Origin of the sequence: Dactylosporangium cerinum (assembly GCF_042653625.1) — a bacterium.
GTDB classification, from domain to species: Bacteria; Actinomycetota; Actinomycetes; order Mycobacteriales; family Micromonosporaceae; genus Dactylosporangium; species Dactylosporangium cerinum.
Window position 1 is genome coordinate 492616 of sequence record NZ_JBHSIU010000066.1, and the last position, 18948, is coordinate 511563.

An 18948-nucleotide genomic window follows, 5' to 3' on the forward strand; every position below is an offset into this window, starting at 1 on the left:
CTCGGAGGCGGACAATGCAGCGAGTACTGGTGATCGGCCTGGACCCCGTCCGGATCCCGGGCTGGGACCCGGCGCCGGTCGTGGCGGCCATCGCGCGGGGCCAGGCCCGGTTCGCCGAACACGGCCTCGAGGCCGACCTGTGCCTGGTCGCCCCCGACGACGCGCCCGAGGCCGCGATCGTCGAGGCGCTCACCGCCGCCGAGTACGACTGCGTCGTGGTCGGCGGCGGCATCCGCAAGCACGAGCCGCTGCTGGAGCTGTTCGAGACGGTGGTCAACCTGGTCCACCGGCACGCTCCTGGCGCCGAGATCGCCTTCAACAGCACCCCCGACGACACCGCCGACGCCGCGCTGCGCCGGCTGCGGTAACCGTCCGGTCGCTGCAAACGGCGGCGGGGCGGTGGCGTGTCATAACCATGAAAGGGACCACGCGGGCCGAGGCCCGGAAACGGACACGTCGTGATCACGACCGCCGGTGAACCGACGACGGCGGACTTCGCCGCGTTCTACCACGCCGACTACGGCAGGTTGACCGCGCAGCTGTACGCCTACCTCGGCGACGCGGCCGAGGCCGAGGACGTGGTGCAGGAGGCGTACCTGCGCGCCTGGCAACGCTGGAAGACCGTCAGCGGTTACGCGGACCCGGTCGCCTGGGTGCGGCGGGTCGCCTGGAACCTCGCCACCAGCCGGCTGCGCCGCGTCGCCGTCGCCGCGCGCACCCTGCGCGCGCAGCGGCCGGTGACCGTGGTCGAGGCGCTCGGCCCGGAGCGGGTGGCGCTGGTCGCCGCGCTGCGGCAGCTGCCGGACCGGGAGCGGCAGGCGCTCGTCCTGCACTACATCGCGGACCTGCCGGTCGACGAGATCGCCGAACTGCTCGGGGCGCCGCGCGGCAGTGTGGCGAGCTGGATGTCCCGTGGCCGGGCCCGCCTGGCCGACCAACTGCAAGGGAGTGACCGCACATGAACATCGCACCGGAGGACGCGCTGCGGTCGTTCGCGCAGGCGGCGCCGTCGGCGTTCGTCCCGCCGCCGGTCGCCGCGGTGCAGGCCGCGGGCCGGCGCCGGCAGACCCGGAACACCGCGCTCGTGGCCGCGATCGCCGTGGCCGGGGTCACCGGCGGGGTGGCGCTCGCGGGCACCGGCACCGACGCCCCACCGCCGCAGCCGGTGCCCGCGACGGCCGGCCCGGCACCCTCCCCGGACCCGACGAGCAGACCGCCGGACCTGGACCTCACCACGGTCGACTGGAAGAACGTGACGCTCACCCTGCCACCGCAGGCAGGCAACGGCTGCCCGCCGGGCGGCACGGTGACGTTGCGCGAGGGTACGCCGGCCATCACCGACGGCATCCGGGTGTCCGTGATCAAACTGGCCGTCGGTGACCTGACCGGCGACGGGCGGGCCGAGGCGGTCGCCCTGGTGCACTGCGAGGCCACCACGGGCATGCACGCCGGCCCCGCCAGCGGCGGGCTCGCCGTGTTCACGGCCACCGGCGGTGCCGTCGTCGGCCTCGGCTGGGCCGGACCGGTCGGCGAGAACATCCCGGGCGTCACGGTCGACCAGGGCCAGCTCGTCGCCACGGTCGAGCAGCGTCGCGACGGCACCGTCCAACAGCGCACGTTCACCTGGGACGGCACGACCTTCCGGCAGACCGCCGGCCCGACGGCGTTCCCGTCCTGACCTCGCGGTGGCTCGGTGCGTCCGGGCCACCCCGGGCCCGTGCGCTGACCACGGCCCTGGGGCGCGGCTGAACCTCGCGGGCGTCCGGTGCGTGCACCGGTGCATGACGCAGGCAGACGAGCTCATGGCCCTGGTCCGGCGCACCTCGGACGCGGCGAAGGCGTTCATCCGCGGGGACGTCCGCGGCTACGTCGACCTGCTCCCGCACGCCGACGACTACACGCTGATGCCGCCCTACGGTGAGGTCCGGCACGGCTTCGACCACTCCGACGCGTCGCTTGCCGCGACCGCGCAGTGGTTCCAGGGCGGCGAGGCCGAGCTCGATGTCGTGCGGGTGGACCGGTCGGGCGACCTGGCGGTCATCGCGGCCGTCGAACGGCAGCGCGGCGTGGTCGGCGGCCTGCCCGAGCAGGACTGGTCGCTGCGGGTCACGCTCGTGTTCCGCTTCGAGGACGGCGGCTGGAAGCTGGTCCACCGGCACGCCGACCCGCTGGTGCGCCCGATCGACCACGCGCGGCTGTCGGTCCTGGCCCGCGGATCATCGCCGCTCGACGGCCCGCAGTAGTGTCGCGCGGACGGTCTGCAGGGCGCCGGCCGCGTCGTCGTACAGGCCGGCGTCCTCCCACAACTCCCGCCATTGCGAGTGCTCGCCGACGATCCGGTCCAGCGCCCGCAGCGCCAGCGGCACGACGTCACCGGGCACGTCGAGGGTCCCGCCGTCCAGCAGGAAGTCCGGCGCGTACGGCGAGACGACCGGCTCCCCGCCCGGCAACTGGGACGCGACCACGGCGGCCGCCGCGAACGCCCGGTCCGCGAGCCGGTTGCGCAGGCGCGGCTCGTCGACGGTGGCGCTGAACGTGACCCGGATGAACGGCAGCCGCTCATCCGCGGCGGCCTCGTCCAGGTCGTAACACCAGTCGGCGGCGGTGTCGTTGTCGAACGGCCCCACGTCCCACGTACCCATGCGTCCCCCGCCGATATCGTTGTGATGTGACCGTATCCGGTGACGCCAACCCGATGCACGGCCTGACGTTGTTGGTCGGCCCGCCCGCGGCGGGTAAGTCGACGTTCGCCCGCAGCTGGGTCGAGGGCGGCCGGATCGACGCCGGCGGCGTGGTGTCCTGCGACGCCGTCCGTGCCGAGCTGTTCGGCACCAGGGTCGACGTCGCCGACGACCCGGACGTGTTCGCGGAGATGGACCGGCGGGTCTCGGCGCGGCTGGCCGCCGGGCAGGCCGTGGTCGTCGACGCCACCAACGTCCTGCCGCACGCCCGGGCCCGGATGCTTGCCTGGGCGCGGCAGCACGACCGCCCGGCGGCGGCGCTGCGGTTCCAGGTGGACGTGGACGTCCTGCTGCGCCGCAACGCGGCCCGCACGGGACCCGCGCGGCTGCCCGAGGAGACCGTCAGGGAGTACGCGGCGCTCGCGGCCCGCCACGCCACCCGCCGGCAACTGCTGGCCGAGGGCATCGACCCGGTCCTCGACGTCCACGGCGACCGTCACGACGGGTCGGCGCCGAGGAAGCCGCCGGACTGATGGGCCCACAGCGTCGCGTAGAGCCCGCCCTGGTGGAGCAGATCCTGGTGGGTGCCCTGCGCGACGATGCGGCCCGCGTCGAGGACCACGATGCGGTCCATGCGCGCGATCGTGGACAGCCGGTGCGCGACGGCGAGGACGGTCCGGTCGGCCATCACGCGGTCCAGCGTCTCCTGGATCACCGCCTCGGTCTCGGAGTCCAGGGCCGAGGTGGCCTCGTCCAGGATGAGGATCGGCGCGTCGCGGTGCAGGGCCCGGGCGAGGGCGATGCGTTGCCGCTGGCCGCCGGAGAGCCGGACGCCGCGTTCGCCGACGCGGGCGTCGTAGCCGCGGTTGCCGTCGGCGTCGCGGAGGGTGGCGATGAACCGGTCCGCGGCGGCGGCCCGGGCCGCCGTCTCCACGGCGCCTGCGCCGATGTTCTCCCGGACGGTGCGGTGCAGCAGGGTCGTCTCCTGCGTGACCATGGCGATGTGCCGGCGCAGGCTCTCCTGCGTCACCGCGGCGATGTCCTGGCCGTCGATGAGGATCGTGCCCTGCTCCGGGTCGTAGAACCGTAGCAGGAGGTTGACCAGGGTGGACTTGCCGGCGCCGGAGCGGCCGACGAGACCGACCCGCTCGCCGGGGGCGATGTCCAGCGACAGCCGGTCCAGGCCGCCGGCGCCGTTGCCGTAATGGTGGCTGACGTCGGTGAAGGTGATCGCGCCGGCGGTCACCTGCAGCGCAGCGGCGTCGGGGCGGTCGGCGACCTCGAGCGGCTGGGCGACGGTGGCGAGCGCCTGCCGCAGCGCACCGACGGCCCCGAACAGCGCCGAGACCGCGTCGAGGAGCCATTCGGCAAGGGAGGTGATCCGGACGCTGAGCGCGATCGCGGCGGCGACCAGCCCGAGCGGGGCGGTGCCGGTGCGCCACAGCGCGACGCCGTAGCCGACCAGGCCGACGAGGAGGACGCCGCTGAGGACGTCCATGCTCGCGTTCATGGTCACCTCGAGCCGTTGCACGCCGAGCTGGGCCTGCCGCGCGTCGGCGAAGACCCGCCGGGCGGCGCGTTCCTCACCGGGCCGGTCGGCGAGCAGGGCCAGGGTGTCGACGTTGGCGTACGCGTCGACCAGCAGCCCGGTCAGCGCCGAGTTCGCGTCCTGCTGCCGGGCCGAGGCGCGCCGGTAGCGGGGGACCACCCACCACATCAGGGCGGCGTAGCAGCCGAGCCACGCGGCGAGCGGCAGCAGCAGCCGCGGGTCGATGGCGGCCATCAGCCAGGCCGAGCCGGCGATGTACGCCACGATGAACGCCAGCGCGTGCACCGTGTTGTACACGCAGCTGGTCGCGGCGGCACCCCCGTCGCGGACCCGGGTGGCGGTCCGGCCGGCGAGGTCACGGCGGAACCAGCCGACGGACTGGCGCGACACGTACCGGTGCGCCCGCCAGGTGGTCATCGTCAGCGCGTTCGGTTTCAGCGCGACGTCGTCGATCGCCTCGCGCACCAGGTTGGTCGCCGGCCGCACGACCAGCACCAGCGCCGCGGCGCCGAGCAGCTCGGTGCCGTGTTCGGCCCAGAACGTGTCCGGGGCGGCGGCGCCGAGCAGGTCGACCAGGCGACCGGCGTAGGCGACCAGCCAGACGTCGATGGCGGCGACGACGACGGAAAGCCCGACGCTGACCGCGACGACGCCGCGCAGGGGCCGCAGGACCTGCCGGAGATAGCTGGGGACGGTGGCGGGCGGGGCGGCTACGTCGTCACGGAACGGGTCGACCCAGCGCGCGAGCAGGCGGAACAAGCGTTACCTCCAGATGAGACCGACGGCCTGACGCTCGAAACGGCGACCTGTGACATGTCGATCTCCTCTGTAGGCGGCTGGAAGGTAACCGTAGCGGCGCTCGCGCAAGAGCCGCACCAGGTTTACGACGCGCGGCGGCGGCGCGGCGGGGTCGGGGGTGTGGCCTCGGTGAGGTGGGCGAGCACCTTGTCGGCGATGCGGCCGAGGTCGGCCACGTCCTGCTCGTCGAGCACGTCGATGAAGTGCCGGCGGACCGACGCGACGTGGTGCACCGCGGCCGCCTGGACGGTGGCCCAGCCGGCGTCGGTGAGGGCGACCGTCGCGCCGCGGCCGTCGTCGGGGGAGTCGCCGCGGGCCACCAGGCCGCGCTGCTCCATCCGGGTCACCTGGTGCGACAGGCGGCTGGTCGACCAGCGGATCGACGCGGCCAGCTCGCCGAGCCGCAGCTGCCGGCCCGGCGCCTCCGACACCGAGGTGAGCACGTCGTAGTCGGCGTCGGACAGCCCCGAGTCGGCGCCGAGGTCGCGGGTGAGCTGCAGGTCGAGCAGGGCGCGCATGCGGCGGTAGCCGCGCCAGGTGTGCATCTCGGCATCGGTGAGCCAACGCGTCATGGGGCCGATCCTACGAGATCTGTTTGACATGTCAAGCAGAGCGGACGTAGCGTGTTTGACATGTCAAGCAGAAACCTGGCCCGGCTCTACGGCGGGCTGGTGCTCTTCGGGATCAGCCTCACGCTGATGCTGCGGGCCGGCCTCGGCCTCGGCCCGTGGGACGTGCTGCACCAGGGCATCTCCCGGCACACCGGGATCTCGATCGGCCTGGTCGCCAACCTCGTCGCGGTGGCGGTCCTGCTCCTGTGGATCCCGCTGCGGCAGCGTCCCGGCCTGGGCACGGTCAGCAACGTGATCGTGGTCGGCCTGGTCACCGACGCCACCCTCGCTCTCACCGCCCCCGTCCACGACCTCGCCGCGCGCACCGGCCTGCTGGTCGCGGGCATCCTCGCCAACGCCGTCGCCACCGGGCTCTACGTCGGCGCCGGGTTCGGCCCCGGCCCGCGCGACGGCCTGATGACCGGCCTTGCCGCGCGCGGTCACTCGCTGCGGCTGGTCCGCACGTCGATCGAGCTGACCGCGCTCGGCGCGGGCTGGCTGCTCGGCGGCACCGTCGGCCCGGGCACCCTCGCGTACGCGCTCGCCATCGGACCTCTCGTGGGCTGGCTCATGCCACGCCTCGCCGTGACCCCCCGCAACCCGCGGGGCATCGTGCTCCAGAAAGGGCAATCATGATCAGTTTCGGTCTCGACATCCCCGCGTCGACGGGCGTGGACCCGGTCGCGGCGGTCCGCGCCGCCGAGGACCTCGGCTACGACTTCGTCTCCACCGCCGACCACCCCAGCGGCACCGACCCGAGCCACGAGGTCTGGACGATGCTCGCCTGGATGGCGGCGCACACGTCGCGGATCGGCGTCATGCCGCGGGTGCTCGGGGTGCCGTACCGCAACCCCGCCATGGTGGCCAAGATGGCCGAGACGCTCGACCGGCTCAGTGGCGGCCGGCTGATCCTCGGGCTCGGCGGCGGCCACTCCGACGAGGAGTTCCGCGCGTTCGGCATCGGCGTGCCGTCACCGCGGGACAAGGTCGACGGGCTCGCCGAGGCGATCGAGATCATGCGCGGGCTGTGGACCGAGCCGGCGCTCACCTACCCCGGCCGCCTGCATCACACCGAAGCCGCGCCGATGGAGCCGAAGCCGGCCCGGCGGATCCCGATCTGGCTGGGCACGTTCGGGCCGCGCGCCCTGGCCGTCACCGGGCGGCTGGCCGACGGGTGGATGCCGTCGCTGGGGTACGCCCCGCTGGATCAGCTTCCCGTCATGCGCGACCGGATCGCCGCCGCCGCGGATCAGGCCGGCCGCTCGATCGACGACATCACCTGCGCGCTCAACGTCGAGGTGCGACCGGCCGAGCTGGAGGAGCCGGGCCGGCTCGCCGAGCGGCTGCGGGATCTGACCGCGATGGGGTTCACGGTGCTGAACCTGAAGCCGGCCGGGCCCGGCCGGGAGGAGACGGTCGAGCGGCTGGCCCGGGAGGTGCTGCCCGAGGTTATTTGACGGTTCTGTTACGTCCATGCGTCCCCCGTGTTCTTGACACCCCGCGCGCCCGTGGCCAAGATGTAGAAACCAAGCGCTTGTTAGGTTTTGAAAACGGGATCTTGGCGGCGTTCACCGCGAACACACCTCCTGAGGCTGACGATTCGTATAATTCCGTGACAGGGGTACAAATGGGCGTTTCAACGACGAGTCGCATCGTCAGCTGCCTCGCGCTGGCGGCGCTCACCGTCGCCGGCTGCGGCAACAAAGCGGGGGATGAGAAGCCGAGCAACGGGACCGCCTCCGGCGCTCCGATCATCATCGGTCTCGACGAGGACAGCACCGGCTCCGGTGCCTCCTACAGCACCATCGCCGGCAAGACGATCCGGCTGGCGATCCAGGACGTCAACGACAAGGGCGGCGTGCTCGGCCGCCCGCTGCAGCTGGTCGTCGAGAACGACGAGTCCGACCCGACCAAGGTGCCGGCCGTGCTGCAGAAGCTCGCCAGCCAGGGCGCCAAGGCGCTGTTCCTGCAGAGCGGCAGCGCCGCCATCCTCCAGGCGAAGTCGACGCTCACCCAGCTCGGCCTGCCCGCCATCGCCCCGACCGGCGTCACCGCCACCCTGGTCCAGCCGCCGGACAACGAGCTCATCTACATGCTCGCCAACACGACCACCGACTGGGCCCAGGTGTACTGCGGAGCCTTCAAGGCCGCCAACATCACCAAGATCGGCGTCCTCACCGACGACACGACCACCATCGCCGCGCTCGACAAGGCGCTGCTGCCGTCGCTGTCCTGCGTGCAGATCGTGGCCACCGAGAAGGGCGCGGCCAACGCTTCCGACCTGTCCGCACAGGTCGCCCGGCTCAAGAACGCCAACCCCGACGCGATCCTGGTGACCAGCGTCGGCGGCGCGTTCGAGGTGCTCGCCCAGAACACGCTCGGCAGCCAGATGAAGGGCACCAAGCGCTTCTCGCTCGCCTCGATCGGCAACCAGCCATCCTCCTGGAAGCTGGCCGCCCCCGGCGCGCTGGAAGGCCTCATCTTCATGGGTTCCATCAACACCGCGAACCCGCGCACCCAGGAGCTCGTCAAGCTGCTGCAGACCAAGTACGGCAAGGACTACGACATCACCGCCTACGACGCGCAGGCGTGGGACTCGGTGCACGTGCTCAAGCAGGCGATCGAGAAGGCCGGCGGGGTCGACGACTCCAAGAAGCTCAACGAGGCCATCCAGAGCATCAAGGGTTACCCTGCCACCTTCGGCCAGGCCAACTTCACCCTGTCCTTCGGTGCCGACAAGCACCTCGGTGCCGACGGGCCGTGCGGACTCTCGCTGATCGAGTTCGGCGCGGACAACAAGCCCAAGGGACCGTGGGCCACCTTCCAGCCGCCGTGCGCCAAGTAAGCAAGTAGGGGGAAAACAGGTATGGGCCAGCTGCAACTCTGGTTGTCCGCCCTGGAGATGGGGTGTTTCTTCGGCCTGCTCGCGCTGGCCTACTACCTGGTCCTGGTGGGTGCGGGGTTCTTCAACTTCGCGATCGGGCCGTACGCGATGGTCGGCGGCCTGTGCACCTCCTACCTGGTGCTCTACGAGGAGATGAACGTGTGGGCCGCGGCGGCGGTGGCGATCACCGCCGCCGCGGCGCTCGCCGTCGTCACCGAGCTGGTGGTGGTCCGCCCGGTGCAACGCCGCTCCGGCGGCGGCGAACTGCCCGCACTGGTCGCCGTCGCCGCGGTGCTGTTCGCGATCCAGCAGCTCGCCGGGTACCTGTTCGGCTACACCACGCTGCCGGGCCAGAACGTGCTCACGTTCGACCCGGTGAGCGTCGGCGACACCGTGGTGCAGCCGAGCACGCTGGTGCTGCTCGCCTTCACCGTCGTCGCCTTCGCGGGGCTCGCGGTGTGGATCCGCAGCACCCGCACCGGCCGGCTGCTGCGCGCCGTCGGTGACAGCACCCACGCCGCCCGGCTCCTCGGCCTGCCGGTCAACCGGGTCCGGCTCATCGCGTTCGTCCTCTCGGGCCTGCTCGCCGGGATCACCGGCCTGCTGTTCGCGCCCAAGGCCGGCGTCAGCTCACTGTCCGGGCTCAGCTGGGCACTGTCGGGCTTCCTCGCGATGGTCGTCGGCGGCACCGGCTCGGTGTGGGCGCCGCTCTTCGGCGGGCTGCTCCTCGGCGCCGTCGAGGTCTTCGTCCCCTACTACTTCGGCGGCCAGTCCCACGTGTACGGGCTGCTGATCGTCGCCCTGTTGTTCTTCGCCCTCAAACCGAGCGGCCTGTTCGTGCGGAGGGTACGAGCGTGAAGCGCTTCCCCGGCTCCTTCAGCCTGCTGGGCGGGGTCATCGGCGCGGTGCTGATCCTGCTGTGGGTCGGCGCCGACGGCTACAAGCAGACCCTCGTCACGACGACCGCCACCTACGCGCTGATCGCGCTCGGCATGTACGTGCCGTACCTGATGGCCGGTTCGCTGTCGATGGCCTACGGCGCGTACGCCGGCATCGGTGGCTACGCCGTCGGGCTGATCTCCAGCAAGAGTGGCCTGCCGCTGGTCGTCGCCTGGATCGTCGGGCCGATCGTCGCGGCCGCCGTCGCCGTGCTGCTCGGCCTGGCCACCCGCCGCCTGTCCGGCTTCTTCCTCGCCGCGGTGACCCTGCTGTTCGGCATGGCGTTCACCGCCTGGCTGGTCGACGCCGAAGGCATCTCCGGCGGCTCGGCCGGCCTCGGCAGCCTCCGCAAGCTGAACCTCTTCGGCTGGCAGCCCGACCACTACGACGTCGTCGTCGGCTCCACGGTCGTCGTGTGCGTCATCGCGTTCCTGCTCGACCGGCTGCGGATGTCACCGTGGGGCGTCATCGTGCGGACCATGCGTGACGCGCCCCGCGCGGTGGAGGCCGCCGGCGTGCGGGTGCCGGTGATGAACCTGGTGTCCCTCGCCATCGGCGCCGCGATCGCGGCCGTCGGCGGCGGCCTGTTCACCTACTCCGCCGGCAGCGTCACACCCGACACGTTCACGCTCAACCTGGTGTTCCTGGCCATCTTCATGCCGCTCATCGGCGGCTCGGCCACCCCGTGGGGCGCCGTCCTCGGCGCGGTCATCGCGGTCGAGCTCACCCTGAACTTCCCCGCCGTGGAGACCAGCGGCACGCTGATCCTCGCGCTCGGGGTCCTCGTCATCCTGCTCGTCGCGCCCCAGGGCGTCATCGGCTATGCGAACAGGCTTGTCAGGCTTATCAACAACGCAGGAGGACGCCGTGGCTGAGACGCTCCTCGTCGGATCCGGCCTGACGAAACGCTACGGCGGGGTCACCGCCCTGCAGGACGTGTCGTTCTCGCTCACCGCCGGTGAGGTCCTCGGTCTCGTCGGGCCCAACGGCGCCGGCAAGACCACGCTGGTCGACCTCATCTCCGGCGCGCAGCCCGCCACCGAGGGCTCCCTCACGCTGCGCGGGCAGCGGCTCGCCGGTCCCGCGTCCCGGCGCGCCAAGGCCGGCCTGGCCCGCACCTTCCAGTACCCGCAGCTCGCCCTCGAGCTCACCGTCGCGGAGAACCTGCTGCTCGGCCGGGTCGCCCGCCGGCACGGCACCGTCTGGCAGATGATCACCGGCGCGTTCCGCGGTGCGTTCCGCCCGTACGACAGGGCGGACACGCTTGCGGTCGCGGCGATCGCCGAGGAGCTCGGCGTCGACCGACTCGACCGGCCCGCCGGCGACCTGTCACTGGGGGAGCAGCGCCTCGTCGAGGTCGGCCGCGCCCTCGGCCAGGACCCCCTGGTCCTGCTGCTCGACGAGCCCTTCGCCGGCTCCGACGCGGCCGGGGTCACCGGCATCTCCGAGGTCGTGCGCACCGTGCAGCGGCGCGGCCACGCGGTGATCCTGGTGGACCACAACGTCGACCTGGTCGCCGGTCTCGTCGACCGGATCATGCTGCTGGACCGCGGGCAGTCCGTGTTCGACGGCTCGCCGCGCGAGTGCCTCGACAGCCCGCAGATGCAGCAGGTGTACTTCGGCGTCACCGAAACCCCCGAGGAGGTCGACCGTGTCGGCTCATGAGCTGCGCCTGGAAGGGCTCACCGTCCGGTACGGGCATGCCAGCGCGGTGGCCGGTGTCGACATCGTGGCGCCCGGCGGCGTGATCACCGCCCTGGTCGGCCCGAACGGCGCCGGCAAGAGCAGCGCCCTGCTCGCCGCGTACGGCTCCGTCGCCGCGACCGGCCGGGTGTTCCTCGACGGCGAGGACGTCAGCAAACTCAAACCGGCCGCCCGGGCCCGCGCCGGCATCGCCGTGGTGCCCCAGGGCCGGCAGCTGTTCCCGAAGCTCAACGTCGCCGACAACCTGCAGGTCATGGCGGAGCTGATGCACCTGCCCCGCAGCGCGGTGCAGACCGCGATCGACCGGTTCCCGATCCTGCGGACCCGGATGAAGAGCCTGGTCGGCGTGCTGTCCGGCGGCGAGCAGCAGATGCTCGTCGTGTCCCGGGCGCTGATGGGCTCGCCGCGGGTGCTGCTGCTGGACGAGATGATGACCGGCCTGGCCCCGCTCGTGGTGCAGGAGCTGCTGCGCACCGTCACCCAGCTCGCCGCCGAGGGCGTCGCGGTCCTCATGGCGGAGCCCGCGCTGGGTGCGGTCCGCGGCGCCGTCGACCGCGGCTACGTCCTGGTCCGCGGCGAGGTGGTGGCGACCCGGGAGGACGGCGGCGCGGCCCTCGACGAGGAGTACCGCACCCGCATGGGCGTGCTCAAGACCGCCGCGCACTGACCGCGGTACCGTTCAGCCCGGCTGAAGGGCGCGACGGGGAGCGATCGGGTGGGTGCGGATGGCACGGTGCACGTCTTCGACTACGACCGGTACCGGCACACGGTGGTGCCCGGCCTGATCGGACTGATCGGCGGCGCCGGGCCCACCCCGTGGTTCAACGACGTGTGCGACCGGCTCGGCGGCGGCTTCGAACCCGGATGGCGGCAGCTGGCCGCCGAGCTGCGGGAGCGACCCACCGACCTGGCCCGGCACTGCACCTGGCTCGGCGAGGACCTGCGCCACCCGGGCCGGTCGCCGGCCGCCCGCGATGCGTGGGAGGGCCGCCGCGGCCGCTGGGACCTCGTCCGCTGCTCGTCGCAGACCTGCCCGGAGCGGACCCACTGCCTGCTGCACGAGCGGCTGGGCCGGGCCCGCTCGGAGCTGATGGAGGAGTTGTTCATCCTGGTCGAGGCGGTCACGGAGGACTGTTGCGTCGGCCTGGGCAGGTTCATCGGGCGCAACGCGACCCTGCACGGCCTCCGGCCGCTGCTGTCCGACCTCGGGGTGCCGGCGGGCGACCGGGTGTTCGAGCTGTTCGCCGCCCTCGGCGGCCGGGGCTGGGCGAACGGCTTCTCCCTCGGTGCCGCGGACGGCGTGCACGGCTGGCTGACCCCGCCCGAAGCCGTGGAACTGGCAGCCCGCCTCGACCCGCTGGACCTGCCCGCCGTCGAGCCGACCGACGCCGCCATGGGCCGGGCCCATCGCGCCTCGATGGACGATCCGAGCATCCCCTGGCTGCCGCTGACCCTGTCGTTCGTCCGGATCATGGCGCACCGCGCGGCGCGGGACGGGCACGGCCTGCTGTTCGAGCATTGAGTCGCGGCCGCGGTCAGGCGGCATAGCCGCCGTCGACGTCGAGCTTCTGGCCGGTGATGAACCGGGCCCGGTCGCTGGCGAGGAAGCACACCGCCTCGGCGACGTCGATGGCCGTGCCGAACGTCCGCAGCGGGATGTTCGCGCGGGTGACCTCGAGGGCCCGGTCGTCGAGGTCGCCGTCGGCCATCAGCCGGGCCGCCATGCCGTCGGTGAGCATGCCCGGCCCGACGCAGTTGGCCCGCACCCCGTAGCGGCCCTCCTCGGCGGCGATCCCGCGCACGAGGGCCTCCACCGCGGCCTTCGGGCCCGCGGACAGCCCGTCGCGGACGGGGAACCGGCGGGTGGCGGCGGTGGTGACCGCGACCACGCTGCCCCGCGACTCGCGCAGCCGCGGCAGGGTCGCGGCGAGGATGTTGAAGAACCCGGCCACGTCGTCGGTCAGCTGCGCGGCGAACCGCTCCGGGGTGACCCGGCTCAGGTGCAGCATCGGCACGTGCGGGCCGGCGGCGTGTACGAGCGTGTGCACGACCGGTGCCGCGTCGATCAGCGCCGCGCACGACGCCGGATCGCCGAGCTCGACCCGGTGCGCGGTCGCGTCCGGAAGCGTCGCCGCCAGGGCCGTGGCGGCGTCGGCGTTGCCACGGTACGCCAGCAGCACGCGGCTGCCCCGGGCGGCGAGCAGGCGGGCGACGGCGGTGCCGATGCCGCCCGAGGCGCCGGTGACGACCGCGACGCCCTTGCGGAACCTGAAATCCATGCGCTTACGTTACCAAGCAAGCGTTTGGTAGAGTACCCGTCGTGGAGCTGAAACTCGGGGTCATGCCGGTCCTCGGCGGCAGCGGTGCCGCCGATCCCGCCACCACCGCCCGCTTCGTCCGGCTGCTCGAGGACCTCGGCTGCGAATCCGTCTGGGCCGTCGAGCACGTCGTGGTCCCCGGCGACTACACCTCGATCTACCCGTACGACCCGGGCGGCCGGATGAGCCTCGGCGCCGACGACGACATCCCCGACCCGCTGGTCTGGCTCACGTTCGCCGCCGCCTGCACCACGACGCTGCGCCTCGGCACCGCCATGCTCATCCTGCCCGAGCACCACCCCGTCGACCTCGCGAAACGGCTCGCGACCCTGGACGTGCTCAGCGGCGGGCGGCTGCTGGCCGGGATCGGCGTCGGCTGGCTGCGCGAGGAGTACGACGCCGTCGGCGTGCCGTTCGAGGAGCGCGGCGCCCGCGCCGACGAATACCTCGCCGCCATGCATGCCCTGTGGACCCAGGCGCCGGCCGCCTACGCGGGCCGGTTCGTGACCTTCCGCGACGTGCACAGCCGGCCCAGGCCCACCCGCCCCGGCGGGGTGCCGATCGTCGTCGGCGGGCACTCCATGGCCGCGGTCCGCCGCGCCGCCCGCTACGGCAGCGGCTGGTATCCGCTCGGCGTCACCGGCGACCGGTTCGCCGCGCTGCGCGCCGCCCTCGCCGAGGAGTGTGCCGCCGCCGGACGCAGCACCGACGACATCGAGATCACCATGCGGGCCCCGGGCAACGTCGGCGACCTCGAAACCCTGCGCTCCCTCGGCGTCGCCCGGGTCGTCATCCGCGCCGACCCGACCGACCCGGTGGCTGCGCGCGACAAGATCCGCCGGTATCAACGAGAGGTCCTGCGAGTATGAGATCTGTAGTGATCACCGGCGCCGCGCAGGGCCTCGGCCGCGCGCACGCCCTGGCCTTCGCCGAATCCGGCGCCCGCCTCGTCCTCAACGACCTGGACGCCGACGCGTTGGCCGAGGTGGCCGAGCTCACCGGCGCGGTGGCGCTCGCCGGCGACATCGCCGACTGGGACTTCGCCGCCGCCCTCATCGGCACGGCCGTCGCCGAACACGGCCGGCTCGACGCCCTCGTCAACAACGCCGGCCTGGCCCGCGACCGGATGGTCGTCAACCTCGCCGAAGACGAATGGGACGCCGTCATGCGGGTCAACCTCAAGGGCACCGCCGCCCCGCTGCGGCACGCCGCCGCGCACTGGCGGGCCCGGTCCAAGGCCGGCGACGACGTCGCCGCCCGGGTCGTCAACACCACCTCCGGCGCCGGGCTGATGGGCAGCGTCGGGCAGGCGAGCTACAGCGCCGCCAAGGCCGGGATCGCCGCCCTGACCCAGGTCGCCGCCGCGGAACTGGCCCGCTACGGCGTCACCGTCAACGCCATCGCGCCCAGCGCCCGCACCGCGATGACCGAGGTCGTGTTCGCCGACGCCATGCGCGCCCCCGACGCCGGCTTCGACGAGATGGCCCCGGGAAACGTGTCGCCGCTGGTCGTCTGGCTCGCCGGCGCCGACAGTGGCGACGTCACCGGCCGCGTGTTCGAGGTCTCCGGCGGCAAGATCGGCGTCGCCGACGGCTGGCAGCACGGCGAGACCCGCGACGCCGGCCGCCGCTGGCACCCCGACGAACTCGGCCCCGTCGTGCGCGACCTGCTGTCCCGCGCCCCGCTGCCGGCGGCCGTCTATGGCGCCTGAGATCTCGTTGCGTGCCCCGGACATCCGGGCCTGGCTGCGCGACCACCTGACCGGCGAGTTCGCCCCACTCGTCGGCACCGGCGGCCCCGGCCGCGAACACGAGCACCTCGACCTGCGGGCCAGATGGGAACGGGTCCTCGGCGCCGCCGGCTGGATCGGCCTCGGCTGGCCCGCACCCTACGGCCGCGGCGCGAGCATCGCCGAGCAGGTGGTGTTCTTCGAGGAGTACGCCCGCGCCGGCGGCCCCGGCCGGCTCAGCCACATCGGCGAGTACCTCCTCGCACCGACCCTCATCGAACACGGCACCGACGCGCAGCGCCGCCGCTTCCTGCCGCCGATCGCCAGCGCGTCGGAGCTGTGGTGCCAGGGGTACTCCGAACCCGGCGCCGGCTCCGACCTCGCCGGTGTGCGCACCCGCGCCACCCTCGACGGCGACCGCTGGCTGGTCACCGGGCAGAAGGTCTGGACGTCCCTGGCCCACGTCGCCGACTGGTGCTTCGTGCTCGCCCGCACCGACCCCGCGTCCACCCGCAAGGCCGGCCTGTCCTACCTGCTGGTGCCGATGCACCAGCCCGGCGTCACGGTGCGGCCCATCGTGCAGCTGACCGGGACCTCGGAGTTCAACGAGGTCTTCTTCGACGGCGCTGTTGCGGATGCCGACCTGGTCGTCGGCGCGCCCGGCGACGGCTGGCGGATCGCCACCAGCACCCTGTCCTACGAGCGTGGCGTCGCCACCCTCGGCCAGCAGCTCGGCTTCGCCCGGGAACTCGCCGCCGTCGTCGCCGCCGCCCGCGCCAACGGCACCTTCGACGACCCTGTCGTCGCGGACCGCATCGCCGATGCCTGGGCCGGGCTGCAGGGCCTGCGCCACCACGCGCTGCGGACCCTGTCGGCCACGTCGCCGGACCCGACCGGCGCCTCGGTGGCGAAGCTGCTGTGGGCCGGCTGGCACCAGCGCCTCGGCGAACTCGCCATGGACGTCGGAGGGCCCTTGTCCACCGTTTTGGCGGAGGCGCCGGACGACCTGACCGACTCCCAGCGGCTGTTCCTGTTCACCCGCGCCGACACCATCTACGGCGGCTCCGACGAGATCCAGCGCAACATCGTCGCCGACCGCGTCCTCGGCCGGGTGCAGCGATGACCCCCGAACAGGAGGCGCTGCGCGCCAGCGTCGCCGACTTCTTCTCCACCGGCGCCGACTGGGGCCGGCTCACCGGCGAACTCGGGCTCACCGCCCTCGCGATCGGCGAGGAACACGGTGGCTTCGGCGCGTCCCTCGTCGAGGTCGGCATCGTCCTGGAGGAGGCCGGCGCCGCCCTGCTCAGCTCGCCGCTGCTGGCCACCACCGTCGCCGCCCTCGCCGTCGACCCGTCCCTGCCCGCCGCCGCGGACCTGCTGCCCGCCCTCGCCGCCGGCGACCTGATCGGCACCGTCGCCCTCGACGGCACCTGCACCGCCCGCCCCGCCGGCGACGCGTTTGTTCTCGACGGCTCGTTCGCCCACGTCCTCGACGCCGCGCCGGCCGGCGTCGTCATGGTCTCGGACGGCACCGCGCTGTTCGCCGTCACCGACCCTGACCTACGTCCCCAGCCGACCCTGGACCAGACCCGCGGCCAGGGCACCCTCGTGCTGTGGCAGACCCCCGGCCGGCTCGTGTCCCACAACCCCGCGCACGCCCAGGACCTGCTGCACGCGGCCCTCGCGGCCGAGTCCGTCGGCGTCGCCCGCGCCGCGCTGCGGTTCACCGTCGAGCACCTGCGCACCCGGTCCCAGTTCGGCGTGCCCCTGGCCACCTTCCAGGCGCTGCGGCACCGGGTCGCCGACCTGCACGTCCAGCTGGAGCAGGCGGTGTCGTCGGTGTGGTTCGCCCTGGGCGCCGCCAGCACCCCCGAGTTCGCCACCGCCGCCCCGCTGGCGAAGCTCATCGCCACCGAGGCCGCGTACACGGTGACCCGGGCGTCGATCCAGCTGCTCGGCGGGATCGGCTTCACCTGGGAGCACGACGCCCACCGCTACCTGAAACGCGCCACCGCCAACCGCCTCCTCGCCGGCGACCCCGTGACGTTGCGCCGCCTCCTGCTGTCCCGGGCCGACCTGTAGCGCGAGCGGGGCAGCGGCCGCCCGGTCGTCGATCTACTGTGGACGCCGTGTTCCGTAGCCTCGCGACCGTGGTCGCCCTCGCCCTGTTCGCATCGCCGTTGTCGGGGTGCACGGGTGACGACCCCGACCCGTTGCCGGCCAGGATCTCGGCCCTGCTCGACCGGGACGCGGACGCGCAGCAGGCGGCGATCGAGGCGCGCATCCGGGCGGTGCCGGCCGTCACGTCGGTCACGTTCGTCAGCCGGGAAGCTGCGTGGGAGCGGTTCAAGCAGCAGTTCGCCGACGCTCCGGACCTGATCGCCGGCACGAAGCCGGACAGCCTGCCGGCGTCCTTCGAGGCGACCGTCGCCGACGGGTCGGTCGCCGAGGCGGTGGCACTGGTGATCGGCACCTTCGACGGGATCACCGACACCACCCTCCGCAACGGCGACGGCGACGTCACCAAGTACGAGCAGATCGGCGTGCTCGTGCCGCTGAAGAGCGGGGTGACCGACGGGCAGCGCGCCGCGGTCGAGCAGCTGATCCGGGGCCTGCCGCGGACGGCGTCGATCCGGTACGAGACCGGCGAGCAGACCAAAGCTCGGCTCCTGCAGCGGTGCAAGGGCAAGGGCGACCTGGCCGCGTCCCTCGAGAAGGTCGACGCGTCCGAGATCCCGGCCTCGTTCCGGTTCCGGATCGGCCTGCACGGCGGCAAGATCCCGCAACTGGCGGACCTGCAGCGGCTCGACGGGGTCGAGGCGATGCTGTTCGTGCCCGTCGAGGTCATCTGAAAACGCCGTCGCCGCCTAGACTCCCGCCATGACGTTCGCCTGGCGGGTCGCCGCCACCGCAGCCGCCGTGGCCACGCTGGTGGCGCTCGTGGTGGACAAGTTCGTGATCGTGCCGTTGACCTGGCACATCGAGCCGGACGCCCTGCGCCTCGGGGTGGTCTTCCCGGTGGTCATGCTTGCCGGCGCCGGGCCGACACTGGCGTTGCTGTGGCTGGGCCGCCGGCTGTTGAAGAGCCCGGCGACGTTCCAGCGATCCGCCGACGGTGCGGCGTTCGTCGTGCCCGACGGGCCGGTCTGGCCCGGCAACCTCGCCTGCACGCTGATGCTGGTGGCCGGCATGGCGGTGCCGTACGAGCGGGCACCGAACTCCGAGCGGATCCAGCTGCCGACGGACCCCGGGTTCGGGATCCCGCTGCTCGCCATCGGCGCGGTGCTGGCCACGGTGGCCCTGGCGATCATCTGGCTGCCGGCGCCCTCGGTGCGGCTGACGCCGACCGGGATCACCGTTCGGGGAGCGTTCCGCAGCCGCGACCTGCGGTGGGAGGACCTGGTGCCGGGCGGGCCGCACCCGCCGGGGCAGTGGACGATGCGCCTGCTGTACCGGACCGACGGCCGCCAGAAGCGCTTCAGCCTGCGGACGTACCGCATGCGGGTCGACGGCACGTTCCTGGCCACGGTCGTGCGGCACTACGCGGAGCAGCCGGAGCACCGCGCCGCCATCGGCACCCAGGCCGAGCTCGAACGGCTCGAATCCGCCTACGCCAGCTGGAAGGCGGCGCCGGCACTGTTGCCGAAGGCCGCCTGAACGAAGCTCAGCCGACGGTGCCGCCGAGGCGGCGCAGGCCGGAGGCCAGTTCGACCTCGAACATCGGCTCGGGTCGGT

At 73.1% G+C, this 18948-nt stretch carries 23 protein-coding genes; 19 read left to right on the forward strand and 4 right to left on the reverse strand.

Annotated elements, in window-relative coordinates; genetic code table 11:
- Positions 1 to 14: 14 nt before the first annotated feature.
- The 4 genes from ACFPIJ_RS44580 to ACFPIJ_RS44595 all read left to right on the forward strand — a co-directional run bounded on the left by ACFPIJ_RS44580 (position 15) and on the right by ACFPIJ_RS44595 (position 2243).
- Entirely contained in the window at positions 15 to 368 is a 354-nt protein-coding gene (locus tag ACFPIJ_RS44580) for a hypothetical protein (RefSeq protein WP_380125187.1), read from the forward strand.
- Between the two features lie 90 nt (positions 369 to 458).
- A complete protein-coding gene (locus ACFPIJ_RS44585) occupies positions 459 to 962 on the forward strand; it encodes an RNA polymerase sigma factor (protein WP_380125188.1) in 504 nt (167 codons plus the stop codon).
- The gene (locus ACFPIJ_RS44590; protein WP_380125190.1) at positions 959 to 1678 is read left to right on the forward strand and encodes a hypothetical protein; all 720 of its coding nucleotides are present in this window, start codon (positions 959 to 961) and stop codon (positions 1676 to 1678) included. Before ACFPIJ_RS44585 ends, ACFPIJ_RS44590 begins: the two co-directional genes overlap by 4 nt.
- Before the next feature lie 103 nt (positions 1679 to 1781).
- Positions 1782 to 2243, forward strand: a complete 462-nt coding sequence (locus ACFPIJ_RS44595; protein WP_380125192.1) for a YybH family protein — start codon at positions 1782 to 1784, stop codon at positions 2241 to 2243.
- On the opposite strand, the gene ACFPIJ_RS44600 is transcribed toward ACFPIJ_RS44595, so the two are convergent.
- Positions 2217 to 2642, reverse strand: a complete 426-nt coding sequence (locus tag ACFPIJ_RS44600; RefSeq protein WP_380125194.1) for a DUF4259 domain-containing protein — start codon at positions 2640 to 2642, stop codon at positions 2217 to 2219. The two genes, ACFPIJ_RS44595 and ACFPIJ_RS44600, sit on opposite strands and share 27 nt — an antisense overlap.
- Before the next feature lie 26 nt (positions 2643 to 2668).
- Between ACFPIJ_RS44600 and ACFPIJ_RS44605 the strand changes: the two genes are divergently transcribed.
- The gene (locus tag ACFPIJ_RS44605) at positions 2669 to 3214 is read left to right on the forward strand and encodes an AAA family ATPase (protein WP_380125196.1); all 546 of its coding nucleotides are present in this window, start codon (positions 2669 to 2671) and stop codon (positions 3212 to 3214) included.
- On the opposite strand, the gene ACFPIJ_RS44610 is transcribed toward ACFPIJ_RS44605, so the two are convergent.
- Together ACFPIJ_RS44610 and ACFPIJ_RS44615 are read right to left on the reverse strand one after the other, a co-directional pair.
- Entirely contained in the window at positions 3178 to 4989 is a 1812-nt protein-coding gene (locus ACFPIJ_RS44610; protein ID WP_380125198.1) for an ABC transporter ATP-binding protein, read from the reverse strand. The two genes, ACFPIJ_RS44605 and ACFPIJ_RS44610, sit on opposite strands and share 37 nt — an antisense overlap.
- 122 nt (positions 4990 to 5111) lie before the next feature.
- Positions 5112 to 5600 carry a MarR family winged helix-turn-helix transcriptional regulator gene (locus ACFPIJ_RS44615; RefSeq protein WP_380125200.1) on the reverse strand — a complete coding sequence of 163 codons (489 nt, stop codon included), beginning with the start codon at positions 5598 to 5600 and terminating at the stop codon, positions 5112 to 5114.
- 60 nt (positions 5601 to 5660) lie between these two features.
- Here ACFPIJ_RS44615 and yczE point away from each other — a divergent pair, with 60 nt between their 5' ends.
- The 8 genes from yczE (at position 5661) to ACFPIJ_RS44655 (ending at position 12688) form a co-directional block, all read left to right on the forward strand.
- Positions 5661 to 6275: a membrane protein YczE gene (gene yczE, locus ACFPIJ_RS44620; protein WP_380125202.1), complete on the forward strand. Its 615-nt coding sequence runs from the start codon at positions 5661 to 5663 to the stop codon at positions 6273 to 6275.
- The gene (locus tag ACFPIJ_RS44625) at positions 6272 to 7096 is read left to right on the forward strand and encodes an LLM class flavin-dependent oxidoreductase (RefSeq protein WP_380125204.1); all 825 of its coding nucleotides are present in this window, start codon (positions 6272 to 6274) and stop codon (positions 7094 to 7096) included. The genes yczE and ACFPIJ_RS44625 overlap by 4 nt, the downstream gene beginning before the upstream one ends.
- A gap of 170 nt (positions 7097 to 7266) precedes the next feature.
- On the forward strand, positions 7267 to 8484 hold the full coding sequence (locus ACFPIJ_RS44630; RefSeq protein WP_380125206.1) for an ABC transporter substrate-binding protein: 1218 nt from the start codon (positions 7267 to 7269) through the stop codon (positions 8482 to 8484).
- 21 nt (positions 8485 to 8505) lie between these two features.
- Positions 8506 to 9381 carry a branched-chain amino acid ABC transporter permease gene (locus tag ACFPIJ_RS44635; RefSeq protein ID WP_380125208.1) on the forward strand — a complete coding sequence of 292 codons (876 nt, stop codon included), beginning with the start codon at positions 8506 to 8508 and terminating at the stop codon, positions 9379 to 9381.
- Entirely contained in the window at positions 9378 to 10337 is a 960-nt protein-coding gene (locus ACFPIJ_RS44640) for a branched-chain amino acid ABC transporter permease (RefSeq protein ID WP_380125210.1), read from the forward strand. The genes ACFPIJ_RS44635 and ACFPIJ_RS44640 overlap by 4 nt, the downstream gene beginning before the upstream one ends.
- A complete protein-coding gene (locus ACFPIJ_RS44645; protein WP_380125212.1) occupies positions 10330 to 11127 on the forward strand; it encodes an ABC transporter ATP-binding protein in 798 nt (265 codons plus the stop codon). Before ACFPIJ_RS44640 ends, ACFPIJ_RS44645 begins: the two co-directional genes overlap by 8 nt.
- The gene (locus tag ACFPIJ_RS44650) at positions 11114 to 11833 is read left to right on the forward strand and encodes an ABC transporter ATP-binding protein (RefSeq protein WP_380125214.1); all 720 of its coding nucleotides are present in this window, start codon (positions 11114 to 11116) and stop codon (positions 11831 to 11833) included. The genes ACFPIJ_RS44645 and ACFPIJ_RS44650 overlap by 14 nt, the downstream gene beginning before the upstream one ends.
- 48 nt (positions 11834 to 11881) lie before the next feature.
- Positions 11882 to 12688: a hypothetical protein gene (locus ACFPIJ_RS44655; protein WP_380125216.1), complete on the forward strand. Its 807-nt coding sequence runs from the start codon at positions 11882 to 11884 to the stop codon at positions 12686 to 12688.
- A 13-nt stretch (positions 12689 to 12701) separates the two neighbouring features.
- Here ACFPIJ_RS44655 and ACFPIJ_RS44660 read toward each other — a convergent pair whose 3' ends face one another.
- On the reverse strand, positions 12702 to 13445 hold the full coding sequence (locus ACFPIJ_RS44660) for an SDR family NAD(P)-dependent oxidoreductase (RefSeq protein WP_380125218.1): 744 nt from the start codon (positions 13443 to 13445) through the stop codon (positions 12702 to 12704).
- Between the two features lie 41 nt (positions 13446 to 13486).
- Here ACFPIJ_RS44660 and ACFPIJ_RS44665 point away from each other — a divergent pair, with 41 nt between their 5' ends.
- Genes ACFPIJ_RS44665 through ACFPIJ_RS44690 form a run of 6 tightly spaced genes read left to right on the forward strand, consistent with a single transcriptional unit; the run spans position 13487 to position 18870 of the window.
- Positions 13487 to 14353, forward strand: coding sequence for an LLM class F420-dependent oxidoreductase (locus tag ACFPIJ_RS44665; protein WP_380125220.1), 867 nt, complete (start codon positions 13487 to 13489; stop codon positions 14351 to 14353).
- Entirely contained in the window at positions 14350 to 15195 is an 846-nt protein-coding gene (locus tag ACFPIJ_RS44670; RefSeq protein ID WP_380125222.1) for an SDR family oxidoreductase, read from the forward strand. Before ACFPIJ_RS44665 ends, ACFPIJ_RS44670 begins: the two co-directional genes overlap by 4 nt.
- Positions 15185 to 16336, forward strand: coding sequence for an acyl-CoA dehydrogenase family protein (locus ACFPIJ_RS44675; protein ID WP_380125224.1), 1152 nt, complete (start codon positions 15185 to 15187; stop codon positions 16334 to 16336). Before ACFPIJ_RS44670 ends, ACFPIJ_RS44675 begins: the two co-directional genes overlap by 11 nt.
- Positions 16333 to 17295 carry an acyl-CoA dehydrogenase family protein gene (locus ACFPIJ_RS44680; protein WP_380125226.1) on the forward strand — a complete coding sequence of 321 codons (963 nt, stop codon included), beginning with the start codon at positions 16333 to 16335 and terminating at the stop codon, positions 17293 to 17295. Before ACFPIJ_RS44675 ends, ACFPIJ_RS44680 begins: the two co-directional genes overlap by 4 nt.
- 47 nt (positions 17296 to 17342) lie before the next feature.
- Positions 17343 to 18065, forward strand: a complete 723-nt coding sequence (locus ACFPIJ_RS44685) for a permease-like cell division protein FtsX (RefSeq protein WP_380125228.1) — start codon at positions 17343 to 17345, stop codon at positions 18063 to 18065.
- Between the two features lie 28 nt (positions 18066 to 18093).
- On the forward strand, positions 18094 to 18870 hold the full coding sequence (locus ACFPIJ_RS44690; RefSeq protein ID WP_380125230.1) for a PH domain-containing protein: 777 nt from the start codon (positions 18094 to 18096) through the stop codon (positions 18868 to 18870).
- The last annotated feature ends 78 nt before the right edge of the window (positions 18871 to 18948 follow it).